The following is a 16,373-nucleotide window of genomic DNA, read 5'->3' as shown; positions in this document are numbered from 1 at the left end:
TCCTGATTTAAATTTAATCCACTATATATAGATAATTTGTTTTTTATTTCGATGAAACTGTGTTTTCAGACGACTTGATATTGCCGCCATTGCCGCGCAGGCGGAACCCGGTAATTTGAAGCTGCGGCAATTTCTGAACATTTCGGAAAAATCAAATTCTGGATTCCCGCCTGCGCGGGAATGACGGTACAGTTTTTTTAATAATTCACAATGGTTTATCCGCTTCCCAAAAACCAAAGGTCGTCTGAAACACCCTACCCTTCACGATACTCACACACCCAACGGTCGGTTTTTTCTGAAAGCGCCTCAAGATAGGCGGCAAGGGTATCGTATTGTGCCGCAGCGCTGTCCAAGCGGTTGATGTCGCGGCGCGTCTGCTCGCCGTCGGGCATTTCGTCGATGTACCAGCCTATGTGTTTGCGGGCGATGCGTACGCCGGCGACTTCGCCATAAAACGCGTGCATGGCGCGGATATGGTTCAAAATGGTGACGTTGCACTCTGCCAAGCTCAAGGCAGGCGGCAAAACGCCGTATTCGGCGTAATGTTTCAAATCGCGGAAAAGCCATGGCCTGCCTTGTGCGCCGCGCCCTATCATGATGCCGTCGGCGGCGGTTTGTTTGAGGACGGCGGCGGCTTTTTGTGGCGAAGTGATGTCGCCGTTGACCCAAACGGGGATTTTCAGACGACCTTTGGTTTCGGCAATCAGATCATAAGCCGCTTCACCTTTATACATTTGCGTGCGTGTACGTCCGTGGACGGCAAGGGCGGCGATGCCGCAATCTTCGGCGATGCGGGCGATAGCAGGCAGGTTTTTATGATCGTCGTGCCAGCCTAAACGGGTTTTGAGGGTAACGGGAACGTCCACCGCGCGGACGACGGCTTCAAGAATGGCGGCAACCAGCGGCTCGTTTTGCATCAGCGCGCTGCCGGCTTGAACATTGCAGACTTTTTTGGCAGGACAGCCCATGTTGATGTCGATAACCTGCGCCCCCAGACTGACGTTGTAACGCGCGGCATCCGCCATCTGCTGCGGATCGCTGCCGGCAATCTGGACGGCAACGATGCCGCCCTCATCGGCAAAATCGCTGCGGCGCAGGGTCTTTTTGGTATTTCTAAGCGTCGGGTCGCTGGTCAGCATTTCGCACACCGCCCAACCTGCGCCAAAACCCCGGCAAAGGCGACGGAACGGTTTGTCCGTAATACCCGCCATCGGGGCGAGTGCAATGGGATTGTCGATAATGTAGCCGCCGATGCGCATGGTCAAACCGCCGTATGGAAAGGGCTGCCATTGTACAATTTTTAAGCAGGGTTTCCAATGGAATTTACTATGAAAACAGGTAAAACAAAGGGCGCAATCATGCGCCCTGCGGGTGTGTTTAAGGTTTCAGACGACCTCTTCGCCGTCTTGCGGACGGTTCAGATTAACAAGGTCATAAAGAGATACACAGCCGTCTGTATCAGCGCAACGATAGGCAGGATAATTTTTGCCAGCAGCCCTGTGAACATCAATATTAGGACAATCCACATTCCGTAAGGTTCGATTTTGCGAAACTGCATGGACTGTTTGGCAGACAGGAAAGTATCGATAAAGATGCCGCCGTCCCAAGGCAGGATGGGAATCAGGCTGAAAGCGACCCAAATCGCGTTCACGATAACGCCGTATTGCGCCATTCGGACCAACGGTTCCTGATAGGATTCGGGCGCGTAAACGGCAAAGGCGGCAACAAAGCCCCAAAAGAACGCCAAAATCAGATTGGCAATCGGACCGGAAATAGAAACCCAACGCCAAGCGCGGCGCGGATCGCGGAAATTGCGCGGGTCGATGGGCATCGGGCGCGCCCAGCCGAAGACGAACGGGGTCAGCAGCAGGCTGATTATGGGGACGACGATCGTACCTACCGGATCGATATGCGGCAGGGGGTTGAGCGTCAGCCGCCCGTATTGTTGGGCGGTACTGTCGCCCCAACGGAGGGCGGTATAACCACGCGCGACTTCGCGTATGGTCAGGGCAAGGAGGACGGGCGGAATCGCGAGCAGGACAGTGCCCAAGTCAAAGTTTTGAAACATGGTTTTCCTTTGAAAGGTCGTCTGAAAACGACGGTGTATGTGCGGATGGCCGATTTATCGGAAACAGGAAGATTTCTGCCTCATTCAATATGTTCTTTTTTGTCGGGTTTTCAACCCCTCCCCGGTCTTCATCATGCCGGGCAGGCTCTAATAACAGGATGTGCTCGCCGCAAGCAACCCGGATATATACACCTTCACACCGCCAACCCCGTTACCAACTGCTTGAACTCCGTCCACGCATCGCCGTCTTCCGCGCCTTTGATGATGCGGTCGATTTTGGCGCAGGTTTTCAGCGCTTCGATCAGGCGGACGGCGGGAATGCGTTTGACGGCAATCGGCGCGAGGGTTTGTTTGTCGCCCCACAGGCGCAGGCTGTTGCGGACGGATTGTACGCTTTGACCTTGTTTGAGCGCGGCAGTCAGGCGGATGAGGGTGCGGATGTCTTCGGCAACCGCCCACAGCAGCAAGACGGGTTCTTCGCCTTCTTCTTCAAGTCCGTCCAAAAGGCGGGCGACGCGCAGGGCATCGCCTTTCATCCATGCGCCGGAGAGCTGGAATACGTCGAAACGGGCGACGTTGGCGACGGCGGCTTCAGCATCGGCGATGTTGACGGTATGGTTTTGCGGGTGCAGCAGGGCGAGTTTGTCGATTTCTTGGCGGGCGGCGAGCAGGTTGCCTTCGACGCGTTCGGCAAATAGGGCGAGCGCGTCGGGTTCGATGTTGAGCCCGACCTTTTTCAGACGACCTTTTATCCACTGCGGCAGGGCTTGCGCGCTAATGGCTTTGGCTTCGAGTACGATGCCTTTGGCGGCGAGCGCGGTGAACCATTTTGCCTGCGTTTGGGCTTTTTCGAGCTTGGGCAGCAGAATCAGGGTGACGGTGTCTTCGGGCAGGCGTTCGGCGAAGGTTTGCAGCGCGTCGCCGCCGGTTTTGCCGGGCTTGCCGTTCGGAATGTGGATTTCCAAAAGTTTCAAGTCGGCGAAAAGTCCCGCGCTGCCTGCGCTTTGCAGAAGTTCGTCCCAGTCGGCGCCGTTGTCCGCCGTAAAGACTTCGCGGTTGAGGTAGCCTTGTTTTTTAGCGGCGGCGCGCAGGGTGTCGAGGGCTTCGATGCGCAACAGGTCTTCTTCGCCGTGAATGATGTACAGCGGCGAAAGCGGCATATCCGCGCTGACCTGTTCGATATTCATGACCGCCATCAATACGCTTTCAGGAACGTCAGGCGGCGGACGATTTGGTCGGCGGCGTCGGCGCGCATTTCCGCCCAGATGGTTTCGCTTTCTTCCTGTTTGCCCAACACTTCGCTGTCGTTGTAGTCCATCGTGCGGTTGACGAGGACGGTAATCGGTTCGCCCACTGGCTCGCCGTTGCGCATGGCTTGGGCTTCGACGCGCAGCGTCAGCAGGTATTCGTTGACCAACGCGGCGCGGGTGATGGTGTAGATGTCCTGACGGGTTTCGATGCCCTTGATGTTCAACGTCATTTGCGCTTCGGCGGCGGAAACGGGTTTACCGTCAACGCGGCGCAGGGCGTTTTCCAAAGCCTTCTGCATCACGGAGGCGTTTTGGATGTGCCAAGCGGGATACGGCAGCGTGCGTGCGGTGCCGCCCATGCCTTTGAGGTGGAAGCCGCAGGCGGACAGAAGCAGCACGGCGGCGGTCATCAGGATTTTGTTCATTTCATTCTTTCGGTTGCGCGGGTATCGGGGAATTATAGCGGATAGTCGGTCGGTCGGGAAACGCGGCGGCGGAAGGGGATTTCAGACGACCCCTTGCCGTTTGTCGTTTGCCTGCCCGATGGGTACAATCCCAACGTCAGACAACAGGAGAAACATCATGCACCCCATCCGCGAACCCATCCGCAGCGGCCTGCTGCCCGTATCGGACATCCATCAAATCTACTGGGAAGAATCCGGCAATCCCGACGGACTGCCCGTCATCTTCCTGCACGGCGGCCCGGGCGCGGGCGCATCGCCTGCCTGCCGCGGCTTTTTCAAGCCCGACGTGTTCCGCATCGTCATCATCGACCAGCGCGGCTGCGGCCGTTCTCTGCCTTACGCCTGCACCGACGACAACACGACTTGGGATTTGGTTGCCGACATCGAAAAAGTCCGCGAAATGCTAGGCATTCAAAAATGGCTGGTGTTCGGCGGCTCATGGGGCAGCACCTTGTCGCTGGCGTATGCCGAAACCCATCCCGAACGCGTTGCCGGACTCGTCTTGCGCGGGATATTCCTGTGCCGCCCGTCCGAAATGGCGTGGCTGGACGAAGCAGGCGGCGTCAGCCAGATTTATCCCGCGCAATGGCAGAAATTCCTCGCGCCCGTCGCCGAAGAAAAACGCGGCAGCCTGATTGCGGCGTATCACGAAATGCTGTTCGGCGAAGACGAAGCAGGTCGTCTGAAAGCCGCCAAAGCCTGGGCGGATTGGGAAAGCTACCTGATCCGCTTCGAGCCGCAAGACGTCGATGAGGACGCCTACCAATCGCTCGCCATCGCCCGCTTGGAAAACCATTATTTCGTCAACGAAGGCTGGCTGAAAGGCGACAAAGCGATTTTGGCGAACACGGACAAAATCCGACATATCCCGACCATCATCGTGCAAGGGCGCTACGACTTATGCACCCCCATGCAAAGCGCGTGGGAACTGTCGCAGGCGCTCCCCGAAGCCGAACTGCGCGTGATTCAGGCGGGACACTCGTCTTTTGATCCGCCCTTGGCGGCGGCGTTGGTGGAAGCGGTGGAAGATATGAGGGAACGTGCGGTGTGGTAATAATAAGGAATTGAAATCATAAAAGCATGGTTTGCCGTTATTTCTGTTCGAATGGGAATAACGGCAAACAAACAATATTGTTTTCTTTGACTTTGCGGCAGGAAGATCCGCCTGCCGCCACCTTCCCACCACATTCCGAAAATACTGTAAAATAGCGTTAATTACGAGATTCAAGGTCGTCTGAAAACCGACGCGGCAGGTTCTCCGAAACCAGCCTCCGTTTTTCAGACGACCTCCCACCCTTAATAAGGAACCACAACTTCATGGACAACCAAACCAAACTCCGCATCGGCGGCCTGCTCGTGCTGACCACCGCCGTTTTAAGCCTGATCATCGTCTTAATCGTCGATTCGTGGCCGCTCGCCATCCTGCTTGCCGTCATCATCGTCGCCGCAGCCGCCGGCGGCTTTGTCTGGACTTCGCGCCGCCAGCAGCGCCAGTTTCTCGAACGCCTGAAAAAATTCGACATCGACCCCGAAAAAGGCCGCATCAACGAAGCCAACCTGCGCCGTATGTACCACAGTGGCGGCCAACACCAAAAAGACGCGATAACGTTGGTCTGCCTGTCGCAAAAATGTTCGGCCGACGAAGCGCACGCCATGTTCAAAAAACGCCCGACCCGTCAGGAAATGAACCAAATGGCAGCCCAGCAGGCGCGCGGACAAAAACGCCCCCACCGCTGATTCCTCCCACACAAAGGTCGTCTGAAAACGGATGCGGCGGTTTCGCCCGAACCAAACATTCCGTTTTTCAGACGACCTTTTTACCGAGCAGACCGCCATGACCACCCTTCCCCCCGCCCCCGTCAAACGCCGCCTTGCCGCCCTGATGTACGAATTGCTGCTGACCGGCGCCGTGACCGCCATCGCCGCCATCCTTGCCGGCATCGCCGCGATTTTCCTCAACCCCGTTTCCCACATCCTTTCCAGCTTGGCTACCTGCGTTATCTTCGTAGGGAGCTGGTGGCTCTACTTCAAAACCAACTGGACGAAAACCGGCCGCACCCTCGCCATGCAGACTTGGAAAATCGGGCTGCACGGCAGAAACGGTACGCTGCCGCCATTGTCGCAACTGCGCATCCGCTTTATTTGGGCATGTATCTTCGTCGTTTTCATCCCCCTGCTCGCTTACGCAGGCTTGCGCCACCTGCTCGCCATCCCACCCGTGCCCGCCTTCGGCGCCGCCCTTATCTGGCTCATCCTGCCGTGGGGCTTCGCCCTGCTGAACCCCGACCGGCAGTTTTTATACGATTTCTTGGCGGGAACGCGATTGGTCGATTTGAAAGAGGAAGCATCCGAAAGCTGATGGTTTCGCTGCCGTGCAACTTTAAAAAGATCACCTGAAAACGTAGGGTCAGGGTTTCAGACGACCTGTTTTCATACTTCCGGATAAACTTTATCATCAGCCCATAAAAGTCGTCTGAAACCGCCGTTGCCGTCATTCCCGCGCAGGCGGGAATCCGGGTCTCTGCATTGCGGAAATATCTCAAAGCTGCTGCAACTTCAAACTTCCGAATTCCCACCCATACGGAAATAACGACGGTAAGTTAACCATACGCACCTGACGGAAAAACAATATCTGCCCTGCTTATTTTAATTTATAGAAAAAGGTCGTCTGAAAACGGACTTAGCGAGTTTCGCTGACGTTTTCAGACGACCTTTGTTCAAACGCTCTGGCGTTTATTCAGTCCTTTTAGTCGGAAACGGCCATCAGGCTGGCGTTGCCGCCGGCGGCTGTGGTATTGACGCTGCAAGAAATTTCTTCAAACACTTGCAGGATGTCCAAGCCTTGTTCGGACGGGAGGATTCTGATGAGTGCGCCGTCGCGTTTTGCCAGCTCTTGCTTGCGGCTGCTGTCCAGCGGGCTTAGGGCGGCGACGTGGTGCACGCCTGTGTTTTCAGGTTTGCTGTTGACTTGCAGCAGGCCTTCGAGGTCGGCGGTGTAGGAGGCAAGCGGGCTGTCGGGTTCGACGACGGTTACGATGCCTGCGGCGGCAAGTTCGGTCAGGGCGCAGAAGGCTTGCAGGAGGCTGCCGCCGTGTACCCAGACGCGTTTGGGCGCGCGCCAGCTCATGGCGTTGCGTTCGCCGGTCGGTCCGACCAAGACGGATTCTGCTTGGCACAGGGTGCGGATGCGGGCGTGTCCCAATGCTGATGCCGCTGCTTTTTTCTCTTCCGCATTAAACGGCAGCTTGTGAATCAGGGCTTCAAGGCGTTTGAGCGCGGCTTCGTCCGCTTGTCCGATACGGCTCAGCGGCGGGGCAACCCATTCGGGGATGCGGGTCAGTTTTTGCAGATAGAACGAACCGCCTGCTTTCGGACCTGTACCTGACATACCGTGTCCGCCGAACGGTTGTACGCCGACGACGGCGCCGACGATGTTGCGGTTGACGTAAACGTTACCCGCTTCGATGCGTTCGCGGATGCGTTTGACCGTACCTTCGATACGGCTGTGTACGCCGCTGGTGAGCGCGTAGCCTTTGCTGTTGATTTGGTCGATGATTTGGTCAAGCTCGTCGGCGCGGTAGCGGACAACGTGCAGCACCGGACCGAAGATTTCGCGGGTGAGTTCGTTCAAATTGTTGAGTTCGAACAAAATCGGCAGCACGAAAGTGGATTTCGCAGGATCAACGTCGGAGGCGGCTTTGACTTCGTGGTAAGACTTGGCAACGCCTTTCATTTTGTTGATGTGCGATTGCAGGTTTTGCTGCGCTTCGGCATCGATGACGGGGCCTACGTCGGTGGTGAGCTGAACGGGTTTGCCGACGACCAATTCGTCCATCGCGCCTTTGATGATGGCGAGCATCTTGTCGGCGACATCTTCTTGGACGCAAAGGATACGCAGTGCGGAGCAGCGTTGTCCCGCGCTGTCGAAGGCGGAGTTGAGCACGTCCAAGCAAACTTGCTCGGGCAGCGCGGTAGAATCGACAATCATGGCGTTTTGACCGCCGGTTTCGGCAATCAATACGGGGCTGTCGTTGCGTTTGGCGAGGGCTTTGTTAATCAGTTGCGCCACTTCGGTCGAACCGGTGAAAATCACGCCGCCGATACGCGGATCGCCTGTCAGCGCTGCGCCGACATCGCCTGCGCCGAGCACAAGTTGCAAGGCGGAAGTCGGGATGCCTGCTTCGTGCATCAGGGAAACGGCGTAGCTGGCAATCAGGCTGGTTTGTTCGGCAGGTTTGGCGATAACGGTGTTGCCCGCCGCCAATGCGGAAACGACTTCGCCGGTAAAGATGGCGAGCGGGAAGTTCCACGGGCTGATGGCGACGATGGCGCCGACGGCCTTGGCGTCTTGGGGCAGGGTGTTTTCGGCTTCGCCTGCGTAGTAGCGGCAAAAATCGACGGCTTCGCGCACTTCGGCGACGGCGTTGTTCAGCGTTTTACCCGCTTCGCGAACGGCAAGCATCATCAGCGCGGGGGTGTGCTGCTCCAGCAAATCGGCAAAGCGGCGCAGGCATTCGGCGCGCTCGGCGGCAGGCGTCGCACTCCATTCAGGAAACGCGGCAACGGCTGCACCGACGGCTTCTTGGGCAAGCGCGGCATCGGCAAAGCTGACTGTGCCGACGATGTCGTCGTGGTCGGCGGGGTTTTTAATCGGTTGCGCTTCGCCGACATCGCGGGCTTTGCCGTTGATAATGGACGCGGCGTGGAAGTCTTGCGCGGCGGCGCGGTTGAGTTTTTCTTGAAGCTGTTGCAACACGGTTTCGTTGCTGAAATCGACGCCTTGGGAATTCAGACGACCCCTGCCGTACAAATCGCGCGGCAGCGGCAAAGCGTTGTGCAGGTGGATGCCTTGTTCGGCGATGGTGTCGAACGGACTGCGGATCAGCGTGTCGATGCTGATGTTTTCATCGACAATTTGGTTGACGAACGACGAGTTCGCGCCGTTTTCCAACAGGCGGCGTACCAAATAGGCGAGCAGGGTTTCGTGTGTACCGACCGGGGCGTATACGCGCACGCGGCGGCCTAAGTTTTGCGGGCCGACCACTTGGTCGTACAAGGTTTCGCCCATGCCGTGCAGGCATTGGTGTTCAAAGTCTTTGCCTTTGCCCATTTGGTAAATCGCGCCCAAGGTGTAGGCGTTGTGGGTGGCAAATTGCGGGAACACGGCGTCTTGCGCGTCTAGCAGTTTGCGCGCGCAGGCGAGGTAGGAAATATCGGTATGGACTTTGCGGGTGTAGGTCGGATAGCCGTCCAGACCATCCACTTGCGCCCATTTGATTTCGCTGTCCCAGTACGCGCCTTTGACGAGGCGAATCATCAGTTTTTGGTTGTTGCGACGGGCAAGGTCAATCAGATAGTCAATAACGAAGGGACAGCGTTTTTGATACGCCTGAACGACAAAGCCGATGCCTTTGTAACCAGCCAAATCGGGGTCGGAAACGAGTGCTTCCATCAAATCCAAAGACAGCTCCAAACGGTTGGCTTCTTCGGCGTCGATGTTGATACCGATGTCGTATTTTTTACCTAAAAGGAACAGCTCTTTCAGACGAGGCAAGAGTTCGCTCATGACGCGTTCGTGTTGGGCGCGCGAGTAGCGCGGATGGATGGCGGAGAGTTTGACGGAAATGCCGTTGCCTTCATAAACGCCTTGTCCGGCAGCATCTTTGCCGATAGCGTGAATGGCTTGAACGTAGTCGTTGTAATAGCGGTCGGCATCTTCTTGGGTAAAGGCGGCTTCGCCCAACATATCGAAGGAGAAGCGGTAGCCCATTTTTTCGCGCTCTTTGCCGTTTTGCAGCGCTTCTTCAATGGTTTGTCCGGTAACAAACTGCTTGCCCAACAAGCGCATGGCGTAGTTCACGCCTTGGCGGATCAGGGGCGCACCGCCTTTGCTGATGAGGCGGTTCAGGGCAGAACCCATCTGCTTGTCGTTCGTTGCGGTCAGTTTGCCGGTAACCAGCAAGCCCCATGCCGCTGCGTTGACAAACAGGGACGGGCTGTTGTTCAAATGGCTTTTCCAGTTGCCTTCGGAAATTTTGTCGGCAATCAGGCGGTCGCGCGTCGCATTGTCGGGAATGCGCAGCAAAGCTTCCGCCAGACACATCAGCGCAATGCCTTCTTCGCTAGAGAGCGAGAACTCGTGCATCAGCGCATCCACGCCGCTGGCTTTGGTGCGGCTGGCGCGAACCTGCGTAACCAAACGGCGTGCAAGTTCAGACGCTGCCCGACGCTCCTCATCGCTCATCTGCGCGCGTTGCAGCATATCCTGAACGGCTTCGATTTCGTCGCGGCGGTAAGCATCGGTAATCGCTTGACGCAGTGGCGTTTGTGTCGGAAAAGCAAAGTCAAACATTTTAAAATTCTCCAAAGTTTTTATGATGATTTTCAGACGACCCCATCCCTTTTCGAGGTCGTCTGAAAAGATTTAAAGCATATAGATAATATCGTAATAAATTTATAAGGGACGAACAAGTAATTTACCTTGAAAACAGGATTTTTTGCTTTGATAAAAAGCAGATAAGGTCAAAAGACCGAATTATCGCTATAGGTGTCAAAATAAAAACAAAACCTGTTGCCCATATAAAAATTCAGACGACCTACAATAGATGGCAGGTCGTCTGAAAACACTTATTTCGCCTCGCGGTATTCCGCGTCCGCTTTTTCAAAACGTTCTTGGATTTCACGAGACGGCTCTTTGTCGACAAGCGAAACGACAATAGCGACCACCAAGCAGGCAATGAAGCCGGGGACGATTTCATACATGGTCAAAAGACCGGTTTCATTTGCTGCCAAAGCCGGTTTTTTGACCCACTCTGCCCATGCCACCACAGTCAACGCGCCGGCAATCATGCCCGACAAAGCGCCGTATGCCGTAATGCGTTTCCACAATACCGACAGAATCACAATCGGACCGAACGCCGCGCCGAAGCCTGCCCATGCATAAGACACCAAGCCCAAAACTTTGCTATCAGGGTCGGACGCAATCAGAATAGAGATAATGGCAATCGCCAACACCATCAGACGACCCACCCACACCAGCTCTTTTTGCGGCGCATTTTTACGCAAAAAGCCTTTGTAGAAGTCTTCGGTAATCGCGCTGGAGCAAACCAAAAGCTGGCAAGACAAAGTGGACATGACCGCCGCCAAAATCGCGCTCAAAATAATGCCTGCAATCCAAGGGTTGAACAATAAAGTAGAAAGCGCGATGAAGATACGTTCGTGGTTGCCGTGCATGGAAGCGGTTTGGTCGGGGTTTGCACCAAAATACGCAATGCCGAAATAGCCGACCGCCACTGCGCCTGCCAGACACAACACCATCCAAGTCATACCGATGCGGCGTGCAGACACCAGTGATTTCGCGCTTTCAGCCGCCATAAAGCGCGCCAAAATGTGCGGCTGACCGAAATAGCCCAAGCCCCATGCGGCGGTGGAAATAATACCGATAACGGTCGTGCCGGCAAGCAGACTGTTATATTCCTTGCCTGTACTTGCGGCAACGCTTTGAATCGCGGCAGACATTTGTTCTGCACCGCCCAGACCCAAATAGACCATTACCGGCGTCAAAATCAGCGCAAAAATCATCAAAGAAGCTTGCAGCGTATCTGTCCAGCTTACCGCCAAAAAGCCGCCCAAGAAGGTATAGGCAATGGTTGCACCCGCACCCAGCCACATCGCCTGATTGTAAGTCATGCCTTCAAACAGGCTTTGGAACAAAGTTGCACCCGCCACAATGCCGGAGGCGCAATAAATCGTGAAGAAAAACAGAATAATCAGCGCGGAAACCACTTTCATCAAATGTCCGCCCGCGCCGAAGCGGTGGAAGAAATAATCAGGAAGCGTCAGCGCATTGTTGGCATATTCGGTATGTACGCGCAGACGGCCCGCCACCAAAAGCCAGTTGAAATACGCGCCGATCACCAAACCGATGGCAATCCAAGCCTCATTCAAACCGCTCAAATAAATCGCGCCGGGCAGACCCATCAAAAGCCAGCCCGACATATCGGACGCACCCGCCGACATCGCCGTAACAAACGGACCCAAGCTGCGCCCGCCCAAAATATAATCATCGAAATTGCGCGTGGAGAAATACGCGGCCAGACCAATCAAGAGAACGGCAATCAGATAGATTGCAAAAGTGATATACATGGGATTCATGTACTATTCCTCATCTAAAACTTCAAAATCACGGGCTGATGAAATTGCAGGCAATCCACGCCCAAACATTTTTCTAATTAAAATACAGCGGAAATTCTCGCGTTTTTACGGATACGCGGAACAAATCATTTTCAATTACAACAAGATAAGTAAAAAAATCCTATTGATTTGTAAATAATCCAATCCAGCATACCGTAAAAATTCCCACTTGCAAAGGCAGCGCAAACAGGTTCACCGCACAATGCGGACACGCCAATCAAAATACCATGTAAAACAAAATATTATGAAAATCTATTAAAAAATCTTGTTTTCAAACCTTGAAACTATCTTTCCTAATACCAAAACAATCCGTACAATTTTTCAGTAGTTAAACAACACCCAAAACGGATCAACCCAAATTCCGCCTTAAAACCACCTTGCTTCATTTTCAGACGACCTTTTCAAAAACCAGCCCGCCAACGACCTGCCGTTTCCTATATAATCCCCACATTACCGACTGTCGCGCACTATATCGTCATGAAACGGCTCAAACGCATCAAAACCATCCTCCGCACGCTTTACCTCTACCGCCTCGCCGAGCTGTTTGCCGCGCTTGTCCGTCCGGGCTGGACGCGGACGCTGTTGAAAATGCTGCCGCAGTCGTCTGAATTGGAAAACGAACCGCCTGCCGTCCGCCTGCGCCTTGCCCTAGAAAGCCTGGGGCCGATTTTCATCAAATTCGGGCAGGTTCTGTCCACACGCCCCGATTTGATTCCGCATGATTACGCGGTCGAACTGGCAAAGCTGCAAGACCAAGTCCCGCCGTTTGATGCGCAGCTTTCACGCTCGCAAATCGAAAAATCACTGGGGCAATCCATCGAAACGCTGTATGCGGAATTTGAAACCGAACCCGTCGCCAGCGCGTCCATCGCCCAAGTACACAAAGCCCGCCTGCATTCGGGCGAACAGGTGGCAGTTAAAGTTTTGCGCCCAAACCTTCTGCCCGTTATCGAACAGGATTTGTCGCTGATGCGTTTCGGCGCGGCTTGGGTGGAACGTCTGTTTGCCGACGGCAAGCGTTTGAAACCGCGCGAAGTGGTGGCGGAATTCGACAAATACCTGCATGACGAGTTGGACTTGATGCGCGAAGCCGCCAATGCCAGCCAGCTCGGCCGCAACTTCCAAAACAGCAATATGCTGATTGTGCCTAAAGTGTTTTACGACTACTGCACCAGCGACGTACTGACCATCGAATGGATGGACGGCACGCCGGTATCGGAAATCGCCAAACTCAAAGCCGACGGCATCGATTTGCACAAACTCGCCGATTACGGCGTGGAAATCTTCTTCACACAAGTCTTCCGAGACGGCTTTTTCCACGCGGATATGCACCCCGGCAACATTTTGGTCGCCGCCGACAACCGCTACATCGCCCTCGATTTCGGCATCGTCGGCACGTTGACCGACTACGACAAGCGCTATCTCGCCATCAACTTCCTCGCCTTTTTCAACCGCGACTACCACCGCGTCGCCACCGCCCACATCGAATCGGGCTGGGTACCCGCCGACACGCGCGCGGAAGAATTGGAAGCCGCCGTCCGCGCCGTGTGCGAGCCGGTGTTCAACAAACCGATTTCGCAAATTTCCTTCGGCTTGGTGCTGATGCGCCTGTTTGAAGTCAGCCGCCGCTTCAATGTCGAAATCCAACCGCAGCTTGTATTGCTGCAAAAAACGCTGCTCAACATCGAAGGCTTGGGACGGCAGCTTGATCCCGATTTGGACTTGTGGAAAACCGCCAAACCGTTTTTAGTGAAGTGGATGAACGAACAGGTCGGTCCCAAAGCCTTTTTGCGCAACCTCAAAAACGAAGCCCCCGACTGGGCGCAAATCATCCCTTCCCTGCCGCGCAAAATCAGCGCGCTGGTTGACGAAAACCGCCAGCAGGAAATGCGCGATGCCTACATCCATTTGGTCAAAGTGCAGCAGCGGCAAAGCATGTGGTTGGGTGTGATTGCGGTTACTTTGCTTCTGATTTTGCTGTTTGATTAAAAATCTATATACACAAAAGGTCGTCTGAAAACGAAATAGTAGTTTTAGAAAAACCCGCTACCTTTGTTTTCAGACGACCTTTTTATTATGGAGTTGAATAAAACACCCGCCGTAACCGTAGCGTAGGCTTCGCCCACGAAAATCAGGATATTTTGCCCATCGCACAAAACAGATTAGACCGACATATTTTTCAAGGGCAAAGCCCACGCTACTTTTCCACTCATTACCAAGGTCGTCTGAAAACACAGATTATGGCTGGGCAAGCCTGTTATGAGTGTTTTCAGACGACCTTTTTCCTTATACAATAGCCGCTTGAATTTTATATATTCTGATATAAAGGATACGGATTATGTTCGGCAAACAACTCTTTGAAGAAGTCAGCGCAAAAATCAGCGAAACCATCGCCAACAGCCCCGCCAAAGATATGGAGAAAAACGTCAAAGCCATGCTCGGCAGCGCGTTCAACCGTATGGATTTGGTCACGCGCGAAGAATTCGACATCCAGCAGCAGGTGTTGATTAAAACCCGCACCAAGCTGGTCGAGCTGGAAGAGCGTCTGGCAAAACTTGAAGCCGCGCAAGAGCCGGAACAGACCGCATTGGAAGCCGCGCAAGCCGCAGCCCAAGAAGCCGTCGAAGAAATCAAACAGCAAACCGAAGCCGGCGAATAAGGTCGTCTGATACATGTCGCTTGCATTGGTTTACAGCCGCGCCTTGAGCGGTATGAATGCGCCGTTGGTCGAAGTGGAAGCCCACCTTGCCAACGGCCTGCCTCATTTCAATATCGTCGGATTGCCCGATACCGAAGTCAAAGAAAGCCGCGACCGCGTGCGCGCCGCTATCATCCAAAGCGGTTTCGACTTCCCCGCCAAAAAAATCACCGTCAACCTCGCCCCCGCCGACCTGCCCAAAGAATCGGGACGTTTCGACCTGCCGATTGCGCTGGGCATTCTCGCCGCATCCGGACAAATCGCACCCGAAAAGCTCGCGCAGTACGAGTTTGCCGGAGAATTGGCGCTTTCCGGCATGTTGCGTCCTGTGCGCGGCGCGTTGGCAATGGCGTGGCAGGGTATGCAGGCGGGACGTTCTTTCGTCTTGCCGCAGGAAAACGCAGAACAAGCCGCCGTGATGCGCGGCATTACCGTTTACGGCGCGCGCTCTTTGGGCGAAGTCGCCGCCCATTTGAACGGCATCGAACCCTTGGCGCAAACCGACTGTCAAGTCCCGCAGAGGTCGTCTGAAAACGCCAAACTGCCCGACCTCATCGATGTCAAAGGTCAACACACCGCCCGCCTTGCTTTGGAAATCGCCGCCGCGGGTGGGCACAGCCTCTTGATGATGGGGCCGCCGGGAACGGGCAAGTCCATGCTTTCCCAACGGTTGCCCGGCATTCTGCCGCCTTTGACCGAAGACGAATTGGTCGAAGTATGGGCGTTGCGTTCGCTCCTGCCCAACCACCAGCAACAACTCGACAGCCACCGTCCTTTCCGCAGCCCGCACCATAGCGCCAGCTCGGCAGCCATGGTGGGCGGCGGTTCCGACCCGCGTCCGGGCGAGATTTCATTGGCGCATCACGGCGTTTTGTTTTTGGACGAGCTGCCCGAGTTTGACCGCAAAGTTTTGGAAGTCTTGCGCGAACCTTTGGAAAACGGCGAAATCCACATTTCCCGCGCGGCGCGTCAAGCCGTCTATCCGGCGAAATTCCAGCTTGTCGCCGCCATGAACCCTTGCCCGTGCGGTTATCTCGGACATCCCGTCAAACCCTGCCGCTGCACGCCCGAGAGCGTCGCGCGTTACCGCAGCAAGATTTCCGGCCCGCTGCTCGACCGCATCGATTTGACCATCGAAGTTCCGAGCCTGTCCGCCGCCGAACTGATGCAGCAGGAAGCAGGGGAAAGCAGCGCCCGTGTGTTGGAGCGCGTGATCGCCGCCCGCGACAAGCAATACGCGCGGCAAGGCAAAGTGAATGCCGCCTTGAGCGTCAGTGAACTCGACGCGTCCGCCCGCATCCAAAAAGAAGCGCAGGAAGCCTTGGGCAACCTGTTGGAAAAACTTTCACTCTCCGCCCGCAGCTTCCACCGCATCATGCGCGTGGCGCGTACGCTGGCGGATTTGGCGGGCGATGAAGAAGTCGGCAGAAGCCATGTTTTGAAAGCAGTCAGCTTCCGCCGCGCGTTGTAAAAATTTTCAGACGACCTTGAATACTGAAAATGGAAGATTCAAGATAAAAAGCCGAGACAGGTTAGGTATCTTGCTGGTGTTTTAAGCGCAGAATATTCTGTTTTATCAGGAAAAAATCCGTTGTCGGCAAACTGTCAGCACATCCTAACATCACGGCGGTTTTCGTAAAAACCATGTAAACAAACGGCGCATTTTTGCCCAATATAAAGGATATTGATAAAATGACCCG

The 16,373-nt window shown here is 54.9% G+C and carries 12 protein-coding genes; 6 read left to right on the top strand and 6 right to left on the bottom strand.

What is annotated here, in order from left to right; genetic code table 11:
• Positions 1 to 254 precede the first annotated feature (254 nt).
• The 4 genes from dusB to HMPREF2907_RS09615 form a co-directional block, all read right to left on the bottom strand.
• Positions 255 to 1,259: a tRNA dihydrouridine synthase DusB gene (gene dusB / locus HMPREF2907_RS09630; RefSeq protein ID WP_070682515.1), complete on the bottom strand. Its 1,005-nt coding sequence runs from the start codon at positions 1,257 to 1,259 to the stop codon at positions 255 to 257.
• Positions 1,260 to 1,417: 158 nt separating this feature from the next.
• Positions 1,418 to 2,068: a site-2 protease family protein gene (locus HMPREF2907_RS09625; RefSeq protein ID WP_003741178.1), complete on the bottom strand. Its 651-nt coding sequence runs from the start codon at positions 2,066 to 2,068 to the stop codon at positions 1,418 to 1,420.
• A 194-nt stretch (positions 2,069 to 2,262) separates the two neighbouring features.
• Positions 2,263 to 3,264 (bottom strand): DNA polymerase III subunit delta, encoded by a 1,002-nt coding sequence (holA, locus tag HMPREF2907_RS09620; RefSeq protein WP_070682514.1) that lies wholly within the window; start codon positions 3,262 to 3,264, stop codon positions 2,263 to 2,265.
• Positions 3,264 to 3,743 carry an LPS-assembly lipoprotein LptE gene (locus HMPREF2907_RS09615; RefSeq protein ID WP_003767304.1) on the bottom strand — a complete coding sequence of 160 codons (480 nt, stop codon included), beginning with the start codon at positions 3,741 to 3,743 and terminating at the stop codon, positions 3,264 to 3,266. The genes holA and HMPREF2907_RS09615 overlap by 1 nt, the downstream gene beginning before the upstream one ends.
• A gap of 157 nt (positions 3,744 to 3,900) precedes the next feature.
• On the opposite strand from HMPREF2907_RS09615, the gene pip reads away from it, so the two are divergent.
• From pip to HMPREF2907_RS09600, 3 genes are all read left to right on the top strand, one after another.
• Positions 3,901 to 4,836, top strand: a complete 936-nt coding sequence (gene pip, locus HMPREF2907_RS09610) for a prolyl aminopeptidase (protein ID WP_070682512.1) — start codon at positions 3,901 to 3,903, stop codon at positions 4,834 to 4,836.
• Positions 4,837 to 5,099: 263 nt separating this feature from the next.
• Positions 5,100 to 5,519, top strand: a complete 420-nt coding sequence (locus HMPREF2907_RS09605; RefSeq protein ID WP_003767286.1) for a hypothetical protein — start codon at positions 5,100 to 5,102, stop codon at positions 5,517 to 5,519.
• A gap of 97 nt (positions 5,520 to 5,616) precedes the next feature.
• Positions 5,617 to 6,141, top strand: coding sequence for an RDD family protein (locus HMPREF2907_RS09600; RefSeq protein ID WP_070682573.1), 525 nt, complete (start codon positions 5,617 to 5,619; stop codon positions 6,139 to 6,141).
• Between the two features lie 387 nt (positions 6,142 to 6,528).
• Here the strand turns inward: HMPREF2907_RS09600 and putA are convergent, their stop codons facing one another.
• Positions 6,529 to 10,134 (bottom strand): bifunctional proline dehydrogenase/L-glutamate gamma-semialdehyde dehydrogenase PutA, encoded by a 3,606-nt coding sequence (putA, locus tag HMPREF2907_RS09595; protein ID WP_070682511.1) that lies wholly within the window; start codon positions 10,132 to 10,134, stop codon positions 6,529 to 6,531.
• Positions 10,135 to 10,409: 275 nt separating this feature from the next.
• On the bottom strand, positions 10,410 to 11,936 hold the full coding sequence (putP, locus tag HMPREF2907_RS09590) for a sodium/proline symporter PutP (protein ID WP_070682509.1): 1,527 nt from the start codon (positions 11,934 to 11,936) through the stop codon (positions 10,410 to 10,412).
• A gap of 516 nt (positions 11,937 to 12,452) precedes the next feature.
• Here putP and ubiB point away from each other — a divergent pair.
• The 3 genes from ubiB (at position 12,453) to HMPREF2907_RS09575 (ending at position 16,144) form a co-directional block, all read left to right on the top strand.
• Positions 12,453 to 13,964, top strand: a complete 1,512-nt coding sequence (gene ubiB, locus HMPREF2907_RS09585) for a ubiquinone biosynthesis regulatory protein kinase UbiB (protein WP_070682507.1) — start codon at positions 12,453 to 12,455, stop codon at positions 13,962 to 13,964.
• A gap of 349 nt (positions 13,965 to 14,313) precedes the next feature.
• Positions 14,314 to 14,634, top strand: a complete 321-nt coding sequence (locus HMPREF2907_RS09580; RefSeq protein ID WP_016686683.1) for an accessory factor UbiK family protein — start codon at positions 14,314 to 14,316, stop codon at positions 14,632 to 14,634.
• A 13-nt stretch (positions 14,635 to 14,647) separates the two neighbouring features.
• Positions 14,648 to 16,144 (top strand): YifB family Mg chelatase-like AAA ATPase, encoded by a 1,497-nt coding sequence (locus HMPREF2907_RS09575; RefSeq protein ID WP_070682505.1) that lies wholly within the window; start codon positions 14,648 to 14,650, stop codon positions 16,142 to 16,144.
• Positions 16,145 to 16,373 lie beyond the last annotated feature (229 nt).

The sequence above is a fragment of the Neisseria sp. HMSC055H02 genome, assembly GCF_001813335.1.
Classification (GTDB): Bacteria; Pseudomonadota; Gammaproteobacteria; order Burkholderiales; family Neisseriaceae; genus Neisseria; species Neisseria sicca_C.
Note: the sequence above shows the minus strand (reverse complement) of the source record. Positions and strands in the feature narration are given on the sequence as shown.